General features: G+C 68.8%; 18 protein-coding genes and 1 pseudogene. 9 read left to right on the top strand and 10 right to left on the bottom strand.

The annotated features are described in order from the left end of the window. From BLO63_RS17755 to BLO63_RS17745, 3 genes are read left to right on the top strand one after another with little or no spacing between them, the layout of a single operon-like run. Positions 1-309, top strand: coding sequence for a ubiquitin family protein (locus tag BLO63_RS17755; protein ID WP_091443376.1), 309 nt, complete (start codon positions 1-3; stop codon positions 307-309). Between the two features lie 24 nt (positions 310-333). Continuing rightward, positions 334-705, top strand: a complete 372-nt coding sequence (locus tag BLO63_RS17750; RefSeq protein WP_091443373.1) for a YciI family protein — start codon at positions 334-336, stop codon at positions 703-705. Continuing rightward, positions 705-1,955, top strand: coding sequence for an RNA polymerase sigma factor (locus BLO63_RS17745; RefSeq protein WP_205409357.1), 1,251 nt, complete (start codon positions 705-707; stop codon positions 1,953-1,955). The genes BLO63_RS17750 and BLO63_RS17745 overlap by 1 nt, the downstream gene beginning before the upstream one ends. 47 nt (positions 1,956-2,002) lie before the next feature. Here the strand turns inward: BLO63_RS17745 and xth are convergent. The 8 genes and pseudogenes from xth to BLO63_RS17705 all read right to left on the bottom strand — a co-directional run. Beyond that, positions 2,003-2,768, bottom strand: a pseudogene (gene xth, locus BLO63_RS17740) (exodeoxyribonuclease III); the annotation flags it as partial. A 58-nt stretch (positions 2,769-2,826) separates the two neighbouring features. Continuing rightward, on the bottom strand, positions 2,827-4,938 hold the full coding sequence (gene katE, locus BLO63_RS17735) for a catalase (RefSeq protein ID WP_091443368.1): 2,112 nt from the start codon (positions 4,936-4,938) through the stop codon (positions 2,827-2,829). A gap of 158 nt (positions 4,939-5,096) precedes the next feature. Continuing rightward, a complete protein-coding gene (locus tag BLO63_RS17730) occupies positions 5,097-5,630 on the bottom strand; it encodes a DNA-3-methyladenine glycosylase (protein ID WP_091443365.1) in 534 nt (177 codons plus the stop codon). Positions 5,631-5,705: 75 nt separating this feature from the next. Further along, positions 5,706-6,671, bottom strand: coding sequence for an ABC transporter substrate-binding protein (locus BLO63_RS17725; RefSeq protein ID WP_091443364.1), 966 nt, complete (start codon positions 6,669-6,671; stop codon positions 5,706-5,708). Between the two features lie 28 nt (positions 6,672-6,699). After that, the gene (locus BLO63_RS17720) at positions 6,700-7,740 is read right to left on the bottom strand and encodes an ABC transporter permease (protein ID WP_162841837.1); all 1,041 of its coding nucleotides are present in this window, start codon (positions 7,738-7,740) and stop codon (positions 6,700-6,702) included. Beyond that, on the bottom strand, positions 7,733-9,262 hold the full coding sequence (locus BLO63_RS17715) for a sugar ABC transporter ATP-binding protein (RefSeq protein ID WP_091443361.1): 1,530 nt from the start codon (positions 9,260-9,262) through the stop codon (positions 7,733-7,735). The genes BLO63_RS17720 and BLO63_RS17715 overlap by 8 nt, the downstream gene beginning before the upstream one ends. After that, positions 9,259-10,410, bottom strand: a complete 1,152-nt coding sequence (locus tag BLO63_RS17710; protein ID WP_205409356.1) for a Gfo/Idh/MocA family protein — start codon at positions 10,408-10,410, stop codon at positions 9,259-9,261. The genes BLO63_RS17715 and BLO63_RS17710 overlap by 4 nt, the downstream gene beginning before the upstream one ends. Further along, entirely contained in the window at positions 10,407-11,465 is a 1,059-nt protein-coding gene (locus BLO63_RS17705) for a sugar phosphate isomerase/epimerase family protein (protein ID WP_091443360.1), read from the bottom strand. The genes BLO63_RS17710 and BLO63_RS17705 overlap by 4 nt, the downstream gene beginning before the upstream one ends. Positions 11,466-11,629: 164 nt before the next feature. On the opposite strand from BLO63_RS17705, the gene BLO63_RS17700 reads away from it, so the two are divergent. The 5 genes from BLO63_RS17700 to BLO63_RS20990 all read left to right on the top strand — a co-directional run bounded on the left by BLO63_RS17700 (position 11,630) and on the right by BLO63_RS20990 (position 19,432). Further along, positions 11,630-12,667, top strand: coding sequence for a LacI family DNA-binding transcriptional regulator (locus BLO63_RS17700; protein WP_091443357.1), 1,038 nt, complete (start codon positions 11,630-11,632; stop codon positions 12,665-12,667). Positions 12,668-12,824: 157 nt separating this feature from the next. Continuing rightward, positions 12,825-15,536 (top strand): autotransporter domain-containing protein, encoded by a 2,712-nt coding sequence (locus BLO63_RS17695; protein WP_244517945.1) that lies wholly within the window; start codon positions 12,825-12,827, stop codon positions 15,534-15,536. A 157-nt stretch (positions 15,537-15,693) separates the two neighbouring features. Beyond that, on the top strand, positions 15,694-18,192 hold the full coding sequence (locus BLO63_RS17690; protein WP_091443350.1) for a glucan 1,4-alpha-glucosidase: 2,499 nt from the start codon (positions 15,694-15,696) through the stop codon (positions 18,190-18,192). A 13-nt stretch (positions 18,193-18,205) separates the two neighbouring features. After that, positions 18,206-18,928 (top strand): ROK family protein, encoded by a 723-nt coding sequence (locus tag BLO63_RS17685; protein ID WP_091443347.1) that lies wholly within the window; start codon positions 18,206-18,208, stop codon positions 18,926-18,928. 156 nt (positions 18,929-19,084) lie between these two features. After that, positions 19,085-19,432, top strand: coding sequence for a hypothetical protein (locus BLO63_RS20990; protein ID WP_143007081.1), 348 nt, complete (start codon positions 19,085-19,087; stop codon positions 19,430-19,432). A gap of 48 nt (positions 19,433-19,480) precedes the next feature. Here the strand turns inward: BLO63_RS20990 and BLO63_RS17680 are convergent, their stop codons facing one another. Further along, positions 19,481-20,731 carry a Zn-dependent hydrolase gene (locus tag BLO63_RS17680; protein ID WP_091443344.1) on the bottom strand — a complete coding sequence of 417 codons (1,251 nt, stop codon included), beginning with the start codon at positions 20,729-20,731 and terminating at the stop codon, positions 19,481-19,483. A 218-nt stretch (positions 20,732-20,949) separates the two neighbouring features. Here BLO63_RS17680 and argE point away from each other — a divergent pair, with 218 nt between their 5' ends. Further along, positions 20,950-22,104 carry an acetylornithine deacetylase gene (gene argE, locus BLO63_RS17675; RefSeq protein ID WP_091443342.1) on the top strand — a complete coding sequence of 385 codons (1,155 nt, stop codon included), beginning with the start codon at positions 20,950-20,952 and terminating at the stop codon, positions 22,102-22,104. Between the two features lie 15 nt (positions 22,105-22,119). On the opposite strand, the gene BLO63_RS17670 is transcribed toward argE, so the two are convergent. Next, positions 22,120-23,643: an MFS transporter gene (locus tag BLO63_RS17670; RefSeq protein ID WP_091443339.1), complete on the bottom strand. Its 1,524-nt coding sequence runs from the start codon at positions 23,641-23,643 to the stop codon at positions 22,120-22,122. Positions 23,644-23,682: the final 39 nt, after the last annotated feature.

Below are 23,682 nucleotides of genomic sequence, written 5' to 3'. Positions count from 1 at the left end.
ATGGGCGCGCAAGGGCCGGGGACGGCTTCGGAGGCGGCGCCCGCCCCCGTGCTCGTGCACCTGCCGCCGCATCTCGTGGTGCTGTTTCCCGGCGCCGACCGGCTCGTGCCGCTGGAAGCTGCCAGCGTCGCCGAGATGGTCGACGGGCTCGACGCGCTCTGGCCCGGCATGCGCGAGCGCATCTGCGACGAGACGCCAGCGATAAGGCGCCATATCAACGTCTTCGTCGGAGGGCGCCGCGCCCGTCTCACCACCCCGCTCGCCCCCGGGGCGGATGTCTTCGTCATCACCGCGATCAGCGGCGGCTGATCCCTGCCTCACGAAAGGTGCCCCATGTTCTACGCCCTGCTTTGCTATCATCAGGAAGACGTCGTCTGCGCCTGGACCAAGGAAGAGGACGACGCCGTGATGGCGCGGCTCGGCATCGTCCATGAGCGGCTTGCGGCCGCCGGCAAGCTCGGCCCGGCGGCGCGCCTTCTGCCCACCACCGCCGCCACCACGCTGCGCAAGGACCAGGACCCGCCTCTGGTGCTGGATGGTCCGTTCGCCGAGACCAAGGAGCAGCTGCTCGGCTTCTACATTCTTGACTGCGCCGACCTTGAAGAGGCGCTCGGCATCGCCCGCGAGCTCGGCGCCGCCAATCCCGGCGGCTGCTATGAGGTGCGTCCGGTCGGGCTGTTCGTCGACGGCGGCGCACGACCCTGATGGATGAGGCGCGCACGATCGGCACCACGCTCACGGCGGCGCGCCCTCAGGCTCTCGCGGCGCTGCTGCGCTATTTCCGCGATCTCGACCTTGCCGAGGAAGCCTTCCAGGAAGCGTGCCTGCGGGCGCTTAAGAGCTGGCCGCAGAACGGACCGCCGCGCGACCCCGCCGCTTGGCTGATCTTTGTCGGGCGGAACGTGGCCCTCGACACGGTGCGTCGGCGCGCCCGGCAGAGCGAACTTCCGCCCGAGGAAGTCTTTTCCGACACCGAGGACGCCGAGACGGAGGTCGCCGCGCGGATGGATGGCGCGCATTACCGCGACGACGTGCTGCGCCTGCTGTTCATCTGCTGCCATCCCGAGCTGCCATCAACGCAGCAGATCGCGCTCGCTTTGCGCATCGTCTCCGGGCTTTCCGTTGGCCAGATCGCCCGCGCCTTTCTGGTCAGCGAGGCGGCGATGGAACAGCGCCTCACCCGGGCCAAGGCCCGCATCGCCCGAGCGCAAAGCGGGGAGGGCGGGGTGCCGTTCGAGCCACCGGGGCCGGTGGAGCGGGCGGAACGGCTCGGCGCGGTCGCCGCGATGCTCTACCTCGTCTTCAATGAGGGCTATTCCGCCGCCGGCGACCAGGCCGCCGCCCGCGAGCCGCTGTGCGAGGAGGCGATCCGCCTCACCCGGCTGCTGCTGCGCCTGTTTCCGGCCGAGCCGGAGATCATGGGTCTTTGCGCCCTCATGCTGCTGCAGCACGCCCGCACCTCTGCCCGCTTCGATGCCGAGGGTGCGGTGATCCTGCTCGACAAACAGGACCGCGCCCTATGGAACCGGGCGATGATCGGCGAGGGGCTGGCGCTGCTCGACAAGGCGATGCGCCACCGCCAGCCCGGCGCCTATCAGGTGCAGGCGGCGATCGCGGCGCTGCATGCGCGGGCGGAAACACCTGACGAGACCGACTGGGCGCAGATCGACCTGCTCTATGGCACGCTGGAGATCCTGCAGCCCTCGCCGGTGGTGACGCTCAACCGCGCGGTGGCGATTTCCAAGCTGCGCGGGCCGGAGGCGGCGCTGGCCATGGTGGAGCCGCTGGGCGACCGGCTGGCCGGCTATTTCCACTATCACGGCCTGCGCGGGGCGCTGCTGATGCAGCTCGGCCGGACAAGGGAGGCGCGCGAGGGCTTCATGACCGCGATCAGCCTTGCCACCACCTCAGCCGAGGCCGCGCATATCCGCAGCCATCTCGACGGGCTGAAATAGCTAGCCGGCGCTCTTGCGCCGCCGCGCCGCCGCGCCGGGCGCATGGGGGTAAGCTCGATCCAGGCCGGGGCGTGGTCGCTCGCCTTCTCCCAGCCGCGCACGGCGCGGTCGACCCCGGCGGCCGCGAGTCGCGGCGTCAGCGTGGGGCTCAGCAGGAGATGGTCGAGCCGCAGCCCGGCATCGCGTCCGAAGGCGTTCCGAAGATAGTCCCAGAAGGTGTAGAGGCGCGCATCGGGGTGCAGCGCGCGCAGCGCGTCGGTCCAGCCCTGTGCGGTGAGCGTGGAAGGCCGCGCGCACCTCCGGCCGGAACAGCGCGTCGTCCACCCAGCGCTCGGGCTTATACACGTCGCGGTCGGTCGGCATCACATTGTAGTCGCCAGCGAGGATAACCGGCACGTCGAGCGCCCGCAGCTCGGCCGCATGCGCCGTCAGCCGCGTGAACCAGCGCAGCTTGGCGTCGAACTTCGCCCCCGGCGCGGGGTTACCGTTCGGCAGATACAGGCAGCCGATCAGCAGCCCCTCGACCGCCGCCTCTATATAGCGGGCCTGTTCGTCCTCGGGATCGCCCGGCAGTCCCCGCCTTGTTTCGATCGGTTCGCGCCCGCGGGCGAGGATGGCGACGCCGTTCCAGCTCTTCTGGCCGTGCCACACAGCGCCATAGCCGGCCTGTTCGATGGCGCGGATGGGAAAGCGCGCATCCGGCGCCTTCAGCTCCTGCAGGCACACCACATCCGGGCGGGCCTCCTCCAGCCAGCGCAGCAGCACGGCGAGCCGGCCATTGATGCCGTTGACGTTGAAGGTGGCGATCTTCATCTGGCGCGGTGCGTGCAAAAGGCGGGGCGGCGCCGGTATGTGCCGCCCCGCCGTGGCGTCAGAGCTTCACGGCCGCTTCCCGCGCCCACAGGCGCAGTGTGCGGCAGCTCTCGATGAAGGCGTCCACCGAGGCGTCCTCCTCCAGCGCGATCAGTCCCTCATCGGCATCGGGGGCGACGCCTGCCTTGGCCATCAGCGGCAGGGCGGCGGCGGTGAAGCCGATGAACTTGCAATGGGCGAAGGCGTCCGCCACGAAGTCGCGCGCCGCTGCCTCGCCGGTGAGCCGCTCGGCGCCCTCTTCCGACAAAAGCAGCGCCACCGCGTCGAACAGCACCGAGGGGCCGCCATCGATCATGTGGTGGGCGGGAAGCTTGGTACCGTCGGCGGTCTCCACGCCGCCGACCTTCGGCGCCACCAGCTCCATCGTCGCGCCTTCCGCCGCCAGCGCGGCCTGCAGCGCCGTCAGCAGCGTGCCGTCGCAGCCATTGCTGACCAGCACGCCGACCTTGCGGCCTTTGAAGCTCTTCGGCCCGTTCTGGATGATGCTGAGCGCCGGCGAGGCGGGGAGGTCGTCGCGCGGGGTCACGGCCGCGTCGGCGGGCTTGGGCAGCGTGTCGATGCCGAGCTTGTCGGCCACCGTCGCGCCCAGCGCCTCGTCGATGTTGAGCAGATGCGCCACCATCCGCTCGCGGATGATCACATCCTCCACCTTGCTCAGCTCGAAGGTTAGCGCCATGGCGATGTGCGTCTGCTCCGGCCCGGTCTGGCTGTTGAAGAACTGCCGCGCCTGGCTGTAATGGTCGGCGAAGCTCTCCGGCCGCAGCCGCACCTTCGGCGCGTCGATCTCCTCGGCGAAGGAGCGGAAGCCGCGCACGGGGTCGGGACGCGGGCCCTCGCCGCGCGAATTGGGCTGGTAGTTGGTGCGCCCCACCGGGTTGCGCATCGCCATGTGCCCGTCCTGCTGGAAATGCGCGAAGGGGCATTTCGGCGCGTTGATCGGGATATGGGTGAAGTTCGGGCTGCCGAGGCGCTTCAGTTGGGTGTCGAGATAGGAGAAGTTGCGCCCCTGCAGCAGCGGGTCGTTGGAGAAGTCGATGCCCGGCGGCACGTTCTGCGTCATGAACGCCACCTGCTCGGTCTCGGCGAAGAAATTGTCCGGCATCCGGTCCAGCACCAGCCGGCCGACCGGCACCGGCTTGATGATCTCTTCCGGGATCAGCTTGGTCGGATCGAGAACGTCGAAATCGAAGCTGTCGGCGAAATCCTGGTCGAACAGCTGCACGCACAATTCCCATTCCGGGAAATCGCCGGACTGGATCGCCTCCCAAAGATCGCGGCGATGGAAATCGGGGTCGGCGCCGTTGATCTTCACCGCCTCGTTCCACACCACCGATTGCAGGCCGAGCTTGGGCTTCCAGATGAACTTGATGAAGGTGGATTCGTCCTTCGCGTTCACGAGCCGGAAGGTGTGGACGCCGAAGCCTTCCATGAAACGGAAGGAGCGCGGGATCGCCCGGTCCGACATCACCCACATGATCATGTGCATGGATTCCGGGGTCAGCGAGATGAAGTCCCAGAAATTGTCATGCGCCGACTGCGCCTGCGGATAGGCGCGGTCCGGTTCCGGCTTCACCGCGTGGATGATATCGGGGAACTTGATCGCGTCCTGGATGAAGAACACCGGGATGTTGTTGCCGACGAGGTCCCAATTGCCTTCCTGCGTGTAGATCTTCACCGCGAAGCCGCGCACGTCGCGAGCGAGGTCGAACGAGCCCTTGGAGCCTGCCACGGTCGAGAAGCGCACGAAGGCGGGGGTCTTCTCGCCCGGGCGCTGGAACAGGTCGGCGCGGGTGTATTCGGCCAGCGATTCATAGGTCTCGAAATAGCCATGGGCGCCATAGCCGCGCGCATGCACCACGCGCTCGGGAATGCGCTCATGGTCGAAATGGAACATCTTCTCGCGGAAGTGGAAGTCCTCGATCAGCGCCGGACCGCGCGCGCCCACCTTCAGCGTGTTCTGGTCGTCCGCGACCGGGCCGCCTTGGGCGGTGGTCATGACAGGCATGTCGCCCTGCGCGAACTGGTGCAGCTCGTCGCCATTGCCGCGCGTCAGCGTCTGGTCGTGAATCCGAGCGGTTGCCCCTGCGGCCCCCTTGCTCTTGCGTGCCATATGTCTGCGCTCCCTCGGCGTGCGATCGGTGATCGGCCATTGCGTCATTAACCGCAGGGGAGGGGTTTCGTTGCCGGCGAGGGCGCATTCACGGCGCGGATTAGTCTGCGCCGGTCGCCGCGCTTCGCCGGCTACCGGCCAGGGGTATTCGGCGAGGGTCAGGCGAAGCGCCGGCTGAGAAAGGGCGAGCCGCGCAGCCCGAAGCGCCAGGGTTCGTCCATCGCCTTGGTGATGCCGATGCGCGGCCCGTTGACGATATCGGGCGTGCCTTCGCGCTCGCGCCAGTCGAAGGGCGGCCGGTCGAGCGGGGCGCCATCGAGGGCGCCTGTTATGGCGAGCGCCTGTGTCAGCCGTCCGGGTCCGGTGCACAGCCCGGTCGTCCCGCCACGGCGGGCCGCCATGCGCTCAAGCCCGGCCAGCGGCGCCAGCGCCCGGATCAGCACCGCGCCTTGGTCCTGCGCCACGACGTTGAAGCACCAGTGCAGGCCGTAGGAGCGGTAGACATAGGCATGGAAGGGCGGGCCGAACATCGCCGCGTTGCGCGGCGTGGGGCCGGGAAAGCTGTGCGAGGCGGGGTCGCCGCGCAGATAGGCCTCGGTCTCGACGATGAGGCCGCCGACCCCGTCGACCAGCAACGTCATCCCGATCAGCCGGGGGGCGAGGGCGAGCGCGTCGCCGTCAAACTCGATCATGCCGCGAGACTAGCATGATGTCGGCCGGGGGAGGGGGCGCGCGGCCCCCTCCGGATCGAGCGGTGGGTGTCGCCCTCAGAACGGGCTGTCGGGGAAGTAGAACTGCGCCGCGTTCTCGGCCGTGATCAGCGTCGAGCCGATGATGAAGCGGCCATAGACCGGCGTGGCGGAGACGAAGTTCAGCGCCGTGACCTCGAGCGCGGTGGAGATCAGCGCCGGGGGGTAGGACACGTCGACCGGAATCTGCGGGTCCTTGTCCATCACCCGCTTGATGATCTGCTTCATGCCGGCGCCGCCGACGATCCACATCTCCTTCTGCCGGCCGGACTGGGCGATGGCCTCCATGACGCCGATCGCCATGTCGTCATCGGCCGCCCATACCGCGTCGATCTGCTTGTGCTTGGACAGGTAGTCCTGCATCACCGAGAACGCCTTGTCCCGGTTCCAGTTGCCGTGCTGCATGTCGAGGATCTCGATCCCCGAGCCGGCAATGGCGGCCTGGAAGGCCTCGACCCGCTCATTGTCGAGCGTGGTGGGGATACCGCGCAGCACCACGATCTTGGCGCCGGGCTTGAGGTTGGCCTTGAAATACTCGCCCGAGACGCGGCCGAAGGCGGTGTTGTCGCCGGCGACATAGAGGTCCTCGATGCCGGCCTGGGAAAGGCCGCGATCGACCACCGTCACCCATTTGCCGGCGTCCTTCACCGCCTTGACCGGGCTGGTCAGCGGCTCGGATTCGAAGGGCAGAACGACAAGCGCGTCGATGTTGCGGGTCGCCACCATGTCCTCGATGTCGTTGACCTGCTTGCCGACCGCGCCGGCGGTGGCGAGCACGAACTCAAGGTTCGTATAGGTCGCCTTCAGCCGCTTGATGGTGTCCTGCGCGTGCCAGTTCAGCCCGCCCATGAAGCCATGGGTGGCGGAGGGGATCGAGACGCCGATCACCGCCTTCTTACCCTGCGCCATGGCGGGCAGCGAGACGCCGGTGGCGGCGGTGGCCGCGCCGATGGCGGCGGTGGTGAGAAATGTCCTGCGTTCCATTGTGTTTTTCCTCCCGTTGTCTCCGCTCTCAGGCGGATGATGATTTGCTGCGCTGGAGAACCACCGCGAGCACGATGATGACGCCCTGGATCGTCCCGTTGAGATAGGGCGAGACGAGGTCGGCCAGGATCAGGATGTTGTCGATCAGGCTGAGGATCAGCACGCCGATCACCGTGCCCCAGACGCGGCCATAGCCGCCCTTCAGCGCGGTGCCGCCGATGATGACGGCGGCGATCGCCTCCAGCTCCCACAGCATGCCGGTGGAGCCGGAGGCCGAGCCGAGGCGCGGCACGTACATGATGGTGGCGAGGCCGACGAGCAGGCCGAGCAGCACATAGGTCATCAGCCTTATGCGCTCGACATTCACCGCCGAGTACAGCGCCACCTTGTCGTTGGAGCCGATCGCCTCGCAGTAGCGGCCAAAGCGCGTATGGCGCATCGCCACCTGCCCGGCGATGGCGACCAGGGCGAAGGCGAGGATCGGCCAGGCGACGCCGAACAGGCCGGAATAATAGACCGGCCGGTAGAGCTGGCGGACGCCGAAATCGAGGCTGATCGTGCCGCCATCGGCCAGCCACGTCACCAGCGAGCGGAAGATGCCCATGGTGCCGAGCGTGACGATGAAGGGCTCGATCCGTGCCTTCGTCACCAAGAGCCCGTTGCCGAGCCCCGCTAGGAAACCTGCCCCGAGCGCGATCGCCATGCCGGCGAGGATCAGCGGCACGCCGACGCCCATCGAGGGCAGCAGCGCGTTCATGGCGAGGATCATCACTCCGGCGATGAAGGCCGCCATCGAGCCGACCGAGAGGTCGAGCCCGCCCGAGGTGATGACGAAGGTCATGCCCACCGCGATCATGCCGATGAAGGCGGAGCGGGCGAGCACATTGGTGATGTTGCCGGCGGAAAGGAAGTTCTCGTTGAGATAGGCGCCGAGCGCCACCAGCAGGATCAGCGCCAGCAAAGGGCCGAGCGCCGACAGGCCGGGCAGGCGCGAGCCGAGGGAGGGCGGCGCGGTGTCGGCGCGCACGGTGTCGGCGCGCGTGAGGTCAGGTCGCGGGATATCAGACATGGGCGGCGCTCCCTGAGGCCTGTTCATTGGTGCCCATGACGAGGCGCACCACGGCGTTCTCGGTGAGGCGTTCGCCCTCCAGCTCGCCAGCGATCCGGCCATGGCGCATCACCAGCACGCGGTCGGACAGGCCGAGGATTTCCGGCATGTCGGAGGAGATGACGACAACGCTGCGCCCCTCGGCGGCGAGCGCGTCGATGAAGGCGTAGATCTGGCTCTTGGTGCCGACATCGATGCCGCGCGTCGGCTCGTCGATGATGACGATCTCCGGGTCGCCGAGCATGGTCTTGGCCAACAGCAGCTTCTGCTGATTGCCGCCGGAGAGGTTGCCCACCTTCATGTCGCGGCGCGGGGCGCGGATGTCGAACTCGCCGATCGCCCGCGTCAGCGCCGCCTCCTCCCGCCCGGCATCGATGAAGGGCGTGCCGAAGCGCGCCAGCGTCGAGAGGGTGAGGTTCACCGCGAGGTTCTTGTCGAGCAGCAGCCCGTGCTCCTTCCGGTCCTCGGTGAGATAGGCCATGCCGCAGGCGGCGGCCTCGCGCACCGAGCCGACCCGCACCGGCACGCCGTGGCGCAGAATTTCGCCCGTCGCCGGGCGCAGGCCGACCAGCCCCTCGGCGAGTTCCGTGCGGCCGGAGCCGACCAGGCCTGAGATGCCCAGCACCTCGCCGCGCCGCAGGGAGAAAGAGATGTCCTTCACCAGCGGCGGCACAGAAAACCCCTTCACCTCCAGCGCCACCGCGCCGGCATGGTGGCGCTTCTGCGGGTAGATATCCTCTAGCTTGCGCCCGACCATGGCGGTGGCCATGCCGTCCTCGGTCAGCTCGCCGCGCCCGGCCCTGCGCACCACCGCCCCGTCGCGCAGCACGGTGACGCGATCGGCGAGGCGGGTGATCTCCTCCAGCCGGTGCGAGGTGTAGAGCAGCGCCACGCCCTGCGCCCGCAGCCGCTCGATCTGGCGGAACAGCACCTCCACCTCTTTATGGGTGAGCACGGCGGAAGGTTCGTCCATGATCAGCACCCGCGCCTTGCGCGCCAGCGCCTTGGCGATTTCCACCATCTGCCGGTCGGAGACGGGCAGGTCGCGGATGCGCGCCTCCGGGCGGATCGGGCTGTCGAGCTCGTCGAGCAGCGCCTGCGTGCCCGCCCGCATCGCCCGGTGGTCGAGAAAAAGCCCGCCAAGCTCCCGCCCGAGAAAGATGTTCTCGGTCACGGTGAGGTCGGGGGCGAGGTTGAACTCCTGGTGGATCACCACCACGCCGGCCGCTTCCGCCTGCGCGCCACTGGAATAGGGCGCCGGCTTGCCGTCCAGCCGCACCGCGCCGGAGGAGGGCGCGAGAAAGCCGCCGAGGATCTTCATGATCGTCGACTTGCCGGCGCCGTTCTCGCCGATCAGCGCATGCACTTCCCCGGCATGGAGCGCGAAGTCGATGCCGTGCAGGATCTCGATCGGGCCGAAGCTCTTGCGCACATCGACAAGTTCGAGCACTGGGGCGGCCGCGCGCTCCGGGGCGGCGCTCACAGCGTCACCCAGCCGGCATTGCGGCGCGAGGACTGCACGCAGGCCTCGACGAAGCGCATCCCCGCCAGCCCGTCCGCCAGCGTCGGGAAGATCACGCCTTCCGGCGCCGCCTTACCCTTCTGGTGGGCGCGGATGGCGCGGGCGGCCTCGGCATAGATGTTGGCGAAGCCTTCCAGATAGCCTTCCGGGTGGCCGGGCGGGATGCGCGAGACACGGCCCGCCTCCGGCCCCGCCCCGGCGCCATTGCGGGTGATGCGGCGCCTCGGCTCGCCGAAGGGGGTGAACCAGAGATAGTTCGGGTCCTCCTGCGCCCACTCCAACCCGCCCTTGTCGCCATAGACGCGAAGGCGCAGCCCGTTTTCATTGCCTGGCGCCACCTGGCTCGCCCACAGCATGCCGCGCGCCCCGCCCTCAAAGCGCAGCAGCACATGGGCGTTGTCGTCGAGCGCCCTTCCGGGCACGAAAGTCTGGAGGTCCGCCGCCAGCGCTTCCGGCGTCAGGCCGGAGACGAAGCAGGCGAGGTTATAGGCATGGGTGCCGATGTCGCCCGTCGCCCCGCCCGCGCCGGAGCGTTCCGGGTCGGTGCGCCATTCCGCCTGCTTGGAGCCGGATTTCTCCGCCGCCTCGGTCAGCCAGTCCTGCACATATTCCACCTGCACCAGCCGGACGCGGCCGATCTCGCCCGCCGCCACCATGGCGCGGGCCTGCCGGATCATCGGGTAGCCGGTGTAGTTATGCGTGAGCACGAACAGCGCCTTGGCCTGTTCCGCCACCTTGGCCAGCTTCTTCGCCTCGGCCATCGTCGCGGTCAGCGGCTTGTCGCAGATGACGTGGATGCCGCGCTTGAGGAACTCGATCGCCGGGCCGGCATGCATGTGGTTGGGCGTGACGATCGCCACCGCCTCAATGCCGTCCTTGCGCCGCGCCTCGCCCTTGGCCATCGCGAGGTAGTCGTCATAGACGCGCGGGATTCCCAGCGCCTCGCCCGAGGCGCGGGATTTTTCCGGGGTGGAGGAAAGCGCCCCGGCGATGAGGGTGAACTCGCCGTCCAGCCGGGCGGCGATGCGGTGCACGGCGCCGATGAAGGCGCCCGAACCGCCGCCGACCATGCCGAGCCGCAGCGGGGCGTTCGCCGAGGGGCCGCTCATCGGTCCAGCCCCAGCAGCGCGCGGTTGGCGGCGCGGTCGGTGGCGCCCGCGGCGAAATCGTCGAACGCCTTCTCGGTGACGCGGATGATGTGGTTCTTGACGAACGCGGCCCCCTCGCGCGCGCCGTCCTCGGGGTGCTTGAGGCAGCATTCCCATTCCACCACCGCCCAGCCATCGAAATCCATCGCCGCCAGCTTGGAGAAGATGGCGCCGAAATCGACCTGCCCGTCACCCGGGCTGCGGAAGCGCCCGGCGCGCTTCAGCCAGGGCTGGTAGCCGCCATAGACGCCCTTGCGGCCGGTCGGATTGAACTCGGCATCCTTGACGTGAAACATGCCGATGCGCTCGGCATAGATGTCGAGATGGTCGAGATAATCGAGCTGCTGCAGCACGTAATGCGAGGGGTCGTAGAGCATCTTGGCGCGCGGATGGTTGTCCACCCGCTCCAGGAACATCTCGAACGTGTCGCCGTCGTGCAAATCCTCCCCCGGATGGATCTCGAAGCAGAGGTCGACGCCGCAGGAATCGGCATGGTCGAGCAGCGGCCGCCAGCGGCGGGCCAGTTCGTCGAACGCTTCCTCCACCAGCCCGGCCGGGCGCTGCGGCCAGGGATAGATATAGGGCCAGGCCAGCGCGCCGGAGAACGTCACCATCGCGGTGAGGCCTAGATGCTTGGAGGCGGTGAGCGCCTTCCTCATCTGGTCCACAGCCCATTCCTGCCGCGCCTTGGGGTTGCCGCGCACCTCAGGCGCCGCGAAGCCGTCGAACATCGCGTCATAGGCGGGATGCACCGCCACCAGCTGGCCCTGCAGATGGGTCGACAATTCGGTGACGACGACGCCGTTCTGCGAACCTTGCCCGGCCCATTGCGCGCACCAGTCGCGCGAGGCGGCGGCCTGGTCGAGATCGAGGATGCGCGGGTCGTTGGTCGGCACCTGCACCCCGGCATAGCCGCATCCGGCTGCCCAGCGCGTGATGTTGTGCCAGCTGTCGAAGGGCGCGTCTGTGCCGATGAACTGGGCCAGAAACAGGCCCGGTCCCTTGATGGTCCGCATGTTTTCCTCCCGACCGGCGTGCCGGCCAACCGTTGATTTTTGTAATCGGTTGCATTCAGCCTAACGGAGGCTTGTAATCGATTGCAAGAGGGTGTGGCCGGGAATGCCGCAACGGCAGCGCGAGCGCATTGCCAGAGAGCCCCCGGCGCGTCTATGGAGTGGCCATGCAGCACCAGAGACCGAAGATCGTGGACGTGGCGCGGCTCGCCGGCGTTTCCACCGCCACGGTCAGCCGCGTGCTCTCCAATCCCGACGTGGTCAGCGCCGAGACGCGTCGCAGCGTGGAGGAGGCGATCCGCCAGACCGGCTACCGGCTCAACCACGCCGCGCGCAATCTGCGCCACCGGCGCACCGGCGGGGTGGTGGCGCTGGTGCCGAACCTGTCCAACCCGTTCTTCTCGCAGATCCTGGCCGGCATGGCGGCGGTGCTGGCGGGGGCGGGCTATAATCTGCTGATTGCCGATACCTGCGCCATGGGCGGGGAAACCCTGCTCGGCTATGCCGAGCCGAGCCGCGCCGACGGGCTGATCGTGCTCGACGGCACGCTGCCGGCCGATGGCCTCAAGCGTCGGGTGCCGATCGTGCTGGCCTGCGAATGGATACCCGGCATCGAGGCGCCACGGGTGAAGATCGACAACCGCGCGGCGGCGCGGGTTGCGGTGGAGCACCTGATCGGCCTCGGCCACCGGCGCATCGGCCATGTGATGGGGCCGCCGGGCAATGTGTTGAGCGAGGCCCGCCTTGCCGGCACCGAGCAGGCGCTGGCGGCGCAGGGCCTGCCGCCGCCCCTCGTGCTTCCCGGCGATTTCAGCCTCGATTCCGGCCGCCTCGCCGGCGAAGCCTGGCTCGCTCTGCCGGCGGAGCAGCGCCCCACGGCGGTGTTCCTCGCCAGCGACGCCATGGCCTGCGGCTTCATCGGCGAGGTGCAGCATTGCGGCCTCGCCGTGCCGCGCGACGTCTCGGTGATGGGGTTCGACGATATCGAGCTGGTCTCGCACATGACGCCGGCGCTCTCCACCATCCGCCAGCCGCGCGAGGCGATCGGCCGACGGGCGGCGCAGTGCCTGCTGGCGATGATCGGCGGCGAAGCGCCGGAGGGCGACATCGTACTGCCCACCGAACTGGTGCTGCGCGCCAGCACCTCCCCGCCCGTTACCACCCCTGCCATAAAGAGCCGCGAGGCCGGCCCGGCGCGCTTGTGAGCGCGGCGGAATTCGGGCTATCGCTGCGGAAGGTGTCGCGGCGAGGGAAGGCGGCGTGGGGACAAAAGGCGGGCGATCGGCGGCGAAAACCCACTTCCGGCGGCGCGCTGGTGGCCGGACGGGACGGACCGGGAGGCGCCTTGCGGCTCTTCTCACCTTGGGCTGTGCCTCGCTCGCCGCCGCGCCGGCGGGTGCGATCTATCTCAACGATGTGGATGCCGAGGCCGTCGGAGGGGTGCAGAACTGGTACGACAGCGAAAACCAGTTTTCCAATGTCGTCGCGGTCTCGATTGACGGCCTCTCGCATTGTTCCGGCACGCTGATCAATTCCCGCACCGTGCTCACCGCCGCCCATTGCGCGCTGAGCGAAGAGACCGGCGTGGTGCTCAGCTGGTTCAACGAGGTGGAGGTCCGCTTTTCCCCCGACTCGACGCAGCCGACCGCCAATGACCGCGCGATCACGGGCGTCGCGGTCAATCCGGCCTATGCTCCCGCCGGCTATCCCTATAATGACGTCGCGCTGATCTCGCTGGCCCGGCCGGTGACCGAGATCGCGCCGGTGACGCTCGCCACCTCGCCCGCTCAGCTGCCCGCTGTCGGCGATGTGGTGTGGGTGGCCGGCTACGGTGAGATCGGCACCGGCACCCAGAACAATCTCGGCTATGACGACCGCCGCCGCGCCGTCACCAACACGCTCGGGCAAATCGAGACGCTGCCGGATGGCGGCTATCTCCTCAATCTCCAGTTTCGCGACCCGCTGAACCCGGACGATCCGAACTACTTCAATCTCGACGCTCCGGTGCCGGCCTGGGAGGGCCTCACCGCGCCGGGCGACAGCGGCGGACCGCTGTTCATGGTCGGGCCGGATGGCGGGCTGATCCAGATCGGCGTCACGTCAACAGGCGGAATCCCCGACCCCGACAATCCCGATCAGTACATCTACACCTATGGAAACTTCGCCACCTACGGCGCCGTCGCCGACCATGCGGACTGGCTCGCCGCCGCCAACCCGCTGCGCACCACCACCGCCGCCGCCGGTGCCTTCGCCTGGAGCGAGGCGGCGCGCTGGACCGACACGCTCGGCCGCCACGAGACGCCGGACAATGCGGATGGCGACTTCGCCGGCTATGGAACGCTCGGCCGCTATTATGAGGTGACGCTCGCTAATGCCGCGCAGGTCCGCCTCGACCTCTCGCCGACCATCGACCGGCTCACCCTGTCCCATGAGGACGCCCAACTGGACATCGCCGCCGCCACCCGGCTGGAGGTGCTGCTCGACACCGCGCTGGCCGGCGGAAGCCTCGCCATTGGCGGCGCGCTGGACACTGGCCGCCTGCTGCAGTTTGGCGGCGTTGTCTCCGGCACCGGAACCCTCCAGGCGGCCTGGGGCTATGTCCATGCCGGCGGCACGCTCGCCCCGGGCGCGGCCGGCGCGCTCGGCACGCTCACGCTCGCCGGCGATTATGCGGCGACCGACGCGGCGCGGCTGAATGTGCGGCTCGGGGCAGCGGGCGCCGACCTTCTGGCGGTGAGCGGCACCGCCGAGATCGGCGGCACGCTCGCCTATGGCCTGTTCGATCCCGCCCCCTTCGGCAGCTACTCGGTGCTGACAGCGGGCGAGGGGATCGCGGGCGCCTTCGCCGCGCTTGCGGGGCCGTCCTCCGTCTTTGCCTCGGTCACGGCGGTCACAGGTGAAAGCGACGTCGCGCTCCGGGTCGATAAGTCGCGCGCCTTCGCCTCCGCCGGCCTCACCGCCAACCAGCGTGCCGTCGGCGCGGCGCTCGATCGGATGGACCCGGAAAGTCCGCTGGTCGCCTCCGCCGCCTGGCTGCCGAGCCTCACCGCCGCGCGCGGCGCCTTCGACCGGCTCTCCGGCCAGGGCTACGCCTCGCTTCAAACCGTTCTGCTGCAGGACAGCCGCTTCACCCGCCAGGCGGCGCTGGACCGGCTGCGGGCGGCTGCCGGTGGGGCCGGCGCGCCGGGGATGCAGGTGGCGAGCTTCGCCGATGACGGCACCCGCCTTGTCGAACCCACGCCCGGCACGGGCACGGACCTCTGGCTGCAGGGCTTCGGCGCCTTCGGCGATGTCGCCGCCACCCCGGCCAGCGCCGGCCTGTCGCGCGACATTGGCGGCTTCCATGCCGGTCTCGACCGGCTGTTTCTCGATGTCTGGCGGATCGGTGCGTTCGGCGGCTACAGCCACAGCTCCATCGGGGCCGGTGCGCTCGCCGCGTCCTACGGCATCGATACCTACACGCTCGGTCTCTATGGCGGGCGCAGCTGGGGCCCGCTGGCGCTGCGGCTCGGCGGCGCCTATGGCTGGAGCGAGATTTCCGCCCACCGCAGCCTCGCTCTGCCGGGCCTGGCCGAGAGCCTCACCACCGACATGAGCGCCGGCACCGGCCAGCTCTTCGGCGAGCTCGGCTACGCCCTCGCACTTCCGGGTGCGACGCTGGAGCCCTTCGCCAGCCTCGCTTATGTCGCGCTGGAGGGCGATGGCTTCCGCGAGGCCGGCGGTAGCGCCGCGCTGGCCGTCTCGGGGCTCGACACCAGCGCCGGCTTCGGCACGCTCGGCGCGCGGCTTTCCATGCCGCTGGTGGAGCGGGCGACGCTTGGCCTGCGCCTCGACGCCTCCGCCGGCTGGCAGCACGGCTGGGGCGACACGCTGCCCGCGCTCGCAGTCCGCTTCGCCGGCGGGCCGGCCTTCACCACCACGGGCGCGCCGCTGGCGCGGGACACGGCGCTGCTGGAGGCGGGGCTGGTCGCCCACGCTGGCGACAGGCTGCATCTGGGCGTGCAGTACACCGGCCAGTTCGGCGACGGGCTGCGCGACAATGGCGTTGAGGCCAGCGTGCGGGTCAGCTTCTAGCTTCCGCCCGCCTTCTCCCCGGGAGCGATGGCGATTGACCCCATCGGAAATCTCTCGCAGGTTCCTCGGTGGGGCACGGGAGGCGCGCGCGCCGGGCTGGCCCGGCCCGCCAAGGCAAGGATCGCCCATTGCAATGGGCGCGTGAGTGGGGAAAGCGATGAGCACCGATGGAGATCTCACACCGCCCGGCGGCCCCGGCGGACCGGCGCGCTGGACATCGAGCGCCAAGGTCGGCGTTGGCACCGCCCGCACGGCGGCGAGCCGGCTGTGGTTCACACTGAGTCACGGCATCCTCAACGAGATCTACTACCCCCGCGTCGACACCGCCTGCACCCGCGATTTCGGCTTCCTCGTCACCGGCCCGGACGGCTATTTCGCCGAGGAGAAGCGCGACGCCGAGCACGAGGTCGGCGTGCTGGAGCATGGCGTGCCGGCCTACCACCTGCTCAACACCGCCAATGACGGGCGCTGGCGCATCCAGAAGCAGATCCTCACCGATCCACGCCGGGAAGTGCTGATTCAAAAGATCACCTTCGAGGCGCTGATCGGCGATATCTCCGACTACCGCCTGTTCGCTCTGCTGGCGCCGCATCTCATCAATGCCGGCGCCGACAACACCGGCTGGGTCGGCGACTACAAGGGCACGCCGATGCTGTTCGCCTCCGGCCGGCATGGCCAGTCGCTGGCGCTCGCCTGCTCGGTACCGTGGAAGGCCCGCTCGGTGGGCTATGTCGGCACCTCCGATGGCTGGCAGCAGCTCGCCCGCTCCGGTGAGCTGGACGAGCGCTACCAGCGTGCCGAATCCGGCAATGTGGCGCTCAGCGCCGAGATCGACCTTGCCGCCAGCAATGGCGAGATGCTGGTCGCGCTCGGCTTCGGCGCCCGGCCGGAGGAGGCGGGGTTCCGCACCGTTTCCAGCCTGCAGGAAGGCTTTGAGGAGCTGCGCCGCACCTATGTGCAGGGCTGGCGCGCCTGGCAGGGCACACTGCTGCCGCTCGACCATCCGCAGAACCGCTCCAACATCAATTCCTACCGCGCCAGCACCATTGTGCTGGCCACTCACCAGCCGAGTTCCGTGCCGGGCGCCATCATCGCCAGCCTCTCCATTCCCTGGGGCTTCAACAAGGGCGACGAGGATCTGGGCGGCTATCACCTCGTCTGGCCGCGCGATCTGGTCGAGAACGCCGGCGGCCTGCTGGCGGCGGGCGCCACCGACGAGGCCAAGGCGGTGCTCGGCTATCTGCGCAGCATTCAGGAGACTGACGGCCACTGGTCGCAGAATGTCTGGCTCGACGGCGTTCCCTATTGGGGCGGCGTGCAGATGGACGAGTGCGCCTTTCCCATCCTGCTTGCCGACATGATCCGCCGCGGCGGCCATTTCGCCCGCGGCGAGCTCGACGGCTACATGGACATGATCGAGCGCGCCGCGCGATTCATCGTCCTCAACGGCCCCGTCACCGGCCAGGACCGCTGGGAGGAGGATGCCGGCTATTCGCCCTTCACCCTGGCGGCGGAAATCTCCGCCCTTCTGGCCGCCGCCGAGATGATGGAGCTGTTCGGCCGCAAGGACGAGGCGCAGTATCTGCGCGAGAAGGCCGACGCCTGGAACGACTCGATCGAGCACTGGACCTTCGCCACCGGCACCGACCTCGCGGACAAGCTCGGGGTCGAGGGCTATTATGTGCGCGTGGCCCCGCCGGAAACCGCCGACGCCGCGTCCCCGCTCGACGGCTTCGTGCCGGTGAAGAACCGTCCGCCGGGCGACAGCGACCGGCCGGCGGCGCAGCTGATCTCGCCGGACGCACTGGCGCTGGTGCGCTTCGGGCTGCGCGCGGCGGACGACCCGCGCATCCTCGCCACCATCAAGGCGATCGACGCCATCCTGAAGGTGGAGCTGCCGCAGGGCCCGGTCTGGTACCGCTACAATGGCGACGGCTATGGCGAGCATGAGGATGGCTCGCCCTTCGACGGCACCGGCGTCGGCCGGGCCTGGCCGCTGCTCACCGGCGAGCGCGCCCATTACGAGATCGCCGCCGGCAATCTGGTGCGCGCCGGCCAGCTCCTGGTCACGCTGGAGGATTGCGCCGGCCCCGGCGGACTGCTGCCCGAGCAGGTGTGGGACCAGGACGACATTCCCGCCCGCGAACTGTTCAAGGGCCGCCCCTCGGGCAGCGCGATGCCGCTGGTCTGGGCCCATTCCGAGCATATCAAGCTGATGCGCTCGCTGCGCGACGGCAAGGTGTTCGACACGCCGCCGCAGACCGTGCAGCGCTATCTCGTCGACAAGGTGACCTCGCCGCGCCGGCTCTGGCACTTCAACCAGAAGCTCCGCTCGGTGCCCGCCGGCCTCGCCCTGCGGGTGGAGCTGCCGGCGCCGGCGGTCATCCACTGGTCGCTCGACGGCTGGACCACGACGCAGGACACGCCGACGCGGCCCACCGGCTTCGGCTTTCACATCGCCGACCTTCCGACCACCGTCAAACAGCATGGCCGGCACCTTCGGTTCACCTTCTTCTGGACCGAGTCCGGGACGTGGGAGGGCGAGGATTTCGTCGTCACCGTCGATGGCGATGGCGCGCTGTTCCATGCCAGTGCGGATGAGGACGACCATGAGGTGAGCCGGCGGGTGGCCGAGCCGGCGCAGGCGTCGAAGTGAGAGGATGAACCCTATGACAGACACGACGGCCGCCGGCGGCGCGGCGGGCATTCTCGCGGTCGATATCGGCGGCACCGGGCTGAAATGCGCCGTCATCGACGATCATGGCACCATGATCTCCGAGCGCGAGCGGGTGGACACGCCCCATCCCTGCCATCCGGAGGCGCTGCTCGACGCCTATGCCGGAATGGCGGCCAAGCACCCGGCTTTCGACCGCATCGCCATCGGCTTCCCCGGCGTGGTGCGCGAGGGCAAGGTGCTGACCGCGCCCAATCTCGGCACCGAGCTCTGGGCCGGCTTCGCGCTGGCCGACGCGATGGCGGCGCGCCTCAAGGCCCCCGCCCGGCTGATCAACGATGCCGAGATGCAGGGCTATGGCATCGTCTCCGGCAAGGGGCTGGAAATGGTGATGACGCTCGGCACCGGCTGCGGCACGGCGCTGTTCCGCGACGGCGAGCTGATGCCGCATATGGAGCTGGCGCACCATCCGGTGCACGACAACCTGACCTATGACGAATATCTCGGCGTCGCCGCCTATGAGGCGCACGGCAAGAAGCACTGGAACCACCATGTGAAGCGGGTGATCGAGCTGGTCTATGTGCTGCTGCACTACGACCATCTCTATCTCGGCGGCGGCAATGCCAAGCATGTCGAGATCGAGCTGCCGGCCAATGTCAGCCTGGCCTCCAACGATGCCGGCCTGACCGGCGGCGCCGCGCTCTGGCGCAAGGGATAGCGGGGCGGAGGCGGGCGAGTGGAATCCGCCGCCGAGGTCGGAGGGGTCCGCAGGATCGTAAACGTCCAGGGCAATGGGCTTCAGCGCACTCAGCTTGTTGGCGTTCGCCGGGCTAGAGGCCGGCAGAGATAGCGAATCTGTCCAGGAAAACCGACCATGCTGGTGGATATCGTTTATGCAGGTACGATCATCGGCCGCTGTGACCTGAACAAACTCGATCCCCCAATGGGGGTCGCCTTGGGTGAATTTATTCCAGGAGACTCATACGACCCAAAACGTCACGCGAGCATCGTGGATGGTGAAGGGAACCAGGAATATGATTCTGATAAATGTTCCGTACATCTCCTAGATGGAAGCCTGGTTGACTGTCAGTTTATCCTTATACACGATTACATGGACTCTCTCGGTGAACGAGAAGCGCATGTCATCGGAATTAAAGGCGTTGATTTCGAAGCATATTTTCGAGATCACCCCCAATATAAATTATACTGGGGGTGTCCGTAACACTTAAGCTTCCGGGCCGATCGGCCTCATCGTTCTCTGGTCGAGCCCCTACTCCACCACCTCGGCCGCCTGCAGCACGGCCTGCAGCAGCACATCGGTGCCGGCGCCGGCCCATTCCGGGGTGATCTCCTCCGCCTCGTTGTGGCTGAGCCCGTCGACGCAGGGGCAGAAGATCATCGCCGAGGGCATGGTCTTCGCCACCCAGCACGCATCGTGGCCGGCGCCCGACACCATGTCGCGGTGCGAATAGCCCAACCGCTCCGCCGCCCCGCGCAGGCCCGCCAGCAAATCCTCGTCAAAGGCGGTGGGGTCGAAGGCGCCCACTTCCTCGATCGCGACGCCGATGCCGAGATCGGCCGCCACCTCGCGCGCCGCCTGCTTCACCTGTTCCGCCATAGAGTTGAGCGCCACCAGATCGGGATGGCGCAGATCGGCGGTGAACACCACCGTGCCGGGCAGGATGTTGCGCGAGTTCGGCGCGAAGACCAGCTGCCCCACCGCCCCCACTGCGTTGGGCCCGTGGGCGCGGGTGATGGTCTCGATGCGGTCGATGATGCGGGCGGCGCCGAGGCTGGCATTGAGCCGCCGGTCCATCGGCGTGGTGCCGGTATGGGCCGCGCGCCCGGTCAGCGTCACCTCGACCCAGCGCAGCCCCTGGCCATGGGTGACGATGCCGATATCGACCCCTTCCTCTTCGAGGATCGGCCCCTGCTCGATATGCAGCTCGAAATAGGCGTGGCCCTTGCGCTGGCCCACCGGCTCCGCGCCCTTGAAGCCGATCCGCTCCAATTCGTCGCCGAAGCGCAGGCCGGCGGCGTCGGTGCGGTCATAGGCCCAGTCCAGCGTGTGGACACCGGCATAGACGCCGGAGGCGATCATGGCGGGGGGAAAGCGCGAGCCTTCCTCATTGGTCCAGTTCACTACCTCGACCGGCCGGCGGGTGCGGATGCCGAGATCGTTCAAGGTGCGCACCACTTCCAGCGCCGCCAGCACGCCGAGCACGCCGTCATATTTGCCACCCGTGGGCTGGGTGTCGAGATGCGAGCCGATCAGGATCGGCAGCGCGTCGGCCTCGGTCCCCTCGCGGCGGGCGAACATCGAGCCCATGGCATCGACGCCGACCACCATTCCGGCCTCCTCGCACCAGCGCTGGAACAGCAGGCGCCCCTCGCGGTCGGCATCGGTCAGCGCCTGCCGGTTGTTGCCGCCGGCAAGGCCGGGACCGATCTCAGCCATCGCCATCAGGCTGCCCCATAGCCGCCCGCCATCGACGCGCATATTGCCGGTCTGCTGGTTCATCCGCTCGCTCTCCGTCAGGCCCCTCCTGGGCGGCGCATGTTAGGGGCGCGGCGTCGCTCCACCAAGCAGCGGTGACTAGAATTTTTGCGTGCCCGTTTTCGCGACGGTTGTACCGCCGGCCTCAGCTTTTCCGATCGAGACCATGCCAATTTAATGGTTTGCCGCCGGCCCGCTGGCCGTCATTCTGCCCGCCCTGCCACCAGACCAGCCGGCCCGCTATGCCCACCTCCCGCCCGATCGAAATCCTAGAACGGCTGATCGCCTTTCCCACCGTCAGCCGCGACTCCAACCTCGCGCTTATCGACTATGTCCGCGATCTGCTGGCCCCGCTCGGCGCCCGGCTGACGCTGGTGCACAACGCGGCCGGCACCAAGGCCAATCTCCATGCCGTGCTCGGCCCGCCCGGTGGTGGCGGGGTGCTGCTGTCCGGCCATACCGACGTCGTGCCGGTGGAGGGGCAGGCCTGGACCAGCGACCCGTTCCGCCTCACCGCGCGCGGCGATCATCTGCTCGGGCGCGGCAGCTGCGACATGAAGGGCTTTCTCGCCTGCGTGCTGGCGGCGGCGGAGGCGGCAGCGACACGCCGGCTCACTCGGCCGCTGCACCTGGCGTTCAGCTATGACGAGGAGATCGGCTGCGTTGGCGTACGCGGGCTGATCGAGCGCCTCATGGGCGCCGACGACCTGCCGGCGCTGTGCATCATCGGCGAGCCGACGATGCTGGAGACCGTGGTCGCGCATAAGGGCAAGCTGGCGGCGCGTGTCACCTGCCAGGGGCGCGAATGCCATTCCAGCCACGCGCCGGAAGGGCTGAACGCCATCCACCTCGCCGCCGACATGGTGGGCGAGATACGGACGATGCAGGACGAGCTCGCCGCCGGCCCGCGCGACGACGCCTATGCCGTGCCTTTCACCACCGTCCATGTCGGCACCATCCAGGGCGGCACCGCGCTCAACATCGTGCCGAATGCCTGCACGCTCGACATGGAGATCCGCAACCTGCCCGGCGACGATCCCGCTTCTCTGATGGACCGGCTGTTCGACAAGGCGGCGGAACTGACGCGGACGGCACAGGCGCGCTTTGCCGGCACGGGGGTGAGCATCGACATCGTCAACGCCTATCCCGGGCTGGAGACCCCGCCGGAGGCCGAGGTGGTGGCATTGGTGCGCCGGCTCACCGGCCCGGGTCCGCTGCGCAAGATCGCCTTCGGCACCGAGGGCGGCCTGTTCCGGGAAAAGCTCGGCATTCCCACCGTGGTGTGCGGGCCGGGCGATATTCGCGACGCCCACAAGCCGGACGAATATGTCAGCCGCGACCAGCTTGCCCGCTGCGAGGTGATGCTGGCGCGGCTGGTGGACGAGATCAGCGCCTGAGCGTCTCCGGGTCGCCTACCGCACCCGGGTCAGCCGGGTCCGCGCCACGATGAGCGCCAGCACCGCCGTGGCGACGCAGGCCAGCGCCGCGAGGTCGATGGCGTGGGAGAAGGCGCCATGGGCCGCCTGCAGCAGCGGCGCGGCCAGCGCCTCGGGCAGCTTCGCGGCGGCGGTGACGGCGCCGTCCAGCGTGTGCTGCGCCGGCTCCAGCAGCGTCGGCGGGATGCCGGCGGGCAGGGCGGCGCCCTCCATGCTCAGCCGGTAGCTGGCCGCCACCAGGCTGCCGAGCGAGGCGATGCCGATGGCGCCGCCGAATTCGAAGCTGGTCTCGGATATGCCGGAGGCGGCGCCCGCGCGCTCGGGCGGGGCGAGGCGCATCACCAGATCGGTGGTGATGGTGCCGGCCGGCGACAGGCCGAGGCACATCAGCACGATGGCGCCCATCAGCACCGGCAGCGAGGCCTCCGCCCGCAGCTGGGTCAGCAGCAGGAAGCCCAGAATCGCCGCGACGAGGCCCACCGACAGCACATTCACCGCCCGCCAGCGGCGCACCAGGCGCGGCGTCGCCATCGAGCCGATGGCGAAGCACACGCCGGAAGGCGCGGTCCACAGCCCCGCCTCCAGCGGGCTCATGCCGAGCACCAGCTGCAGATATTGCGAGATGAACACGAAGATGCCCATCACCCCCATCATCGCCAGCACGTTGATCGCCAGCGCCGCGCCGATGCCGGGATGGGCGAACAAAGCGAGGTCGATCATCGGGTCGGCGAGGCGCTTCTGCCGGGCGATAAAGAAGCCGATGACCACCAGCCCCAGCGCCAGCGCCGCGCCGGCCTCCAGGCCGGGTCCATGCTCGGCGATGCGCTTCATGCCATAGACCAGCGCCAGCACGGCGGTGACGGACTGGGCGGCGCTGAGAATATCGAGCCGGCCGGCGGTCTCGTCGCGGAATTCCGGCAGCAGCAGCGGTCCGGCGATCAGCAGAGCGAGCATGACCGGAACGGCGGCGAGGAAGACGGCACCCCACCAGAAATAGGTCAGAATCACCCCGCCGACCAGCGGCCCGAGCGCCGCACCCGACGAGAAGCAGGCGATCCACACGCCGATGGCGAAGGTGCGCTCGCGGTCGTCGAGAAAGATGTTGCGAATGAGCGAAAGGGTTGAAGGTCCCAGCGTCGCCCCGGCAAGGCCGAGCAAGGCGCGGGCGAGGATGAGCTGTTCGGCGCTCCGCGCCATCGCCGCCAGCACCGAGGCAACGGCAAAGGCTGCCGCGCCGATCAGCAGCAGCTTGCGCCGGCCGATGCGGTCGCCCAGCGTGCCCATCAGCATCAGCGCGCCGGCGACCATGAAGCCGTAAATATCGATGATCCACAGAAGCTGCGCCGCCGAGGGCGCCAGATCGAGCGCCAGATGCGGCACGGCGAGATTGAGCACCGTCAAATCCATCGCATAAACGAGGCACGGCACCGCGATGACGGCGAGCGCCAGCCAGTCGCGCGGGCTGGCCCGATGGGTTGCGGGGAAGGTGGCGGCGTACATATCGTGTTTCCTGCCCGGCGACGATGGCGGCCTGTTGCC

It is taken from the genome of Ancylobacter rudongensis (assembly GCF_900100155.1).
In the GTDB taxonomy this organism is placed as follows: Bacteria; Pseudomonadota; Alphaproteobacteria; order Rhizobiales; family Xanthobacteraceae; genus Ancylobacter; species Ancylobacter rudongensis.
The sequence above is the reverse complement of the archived record's forward strand: the minus strand, read 5'-3'. Positions and strand labels throughout refer to the sequence as shown.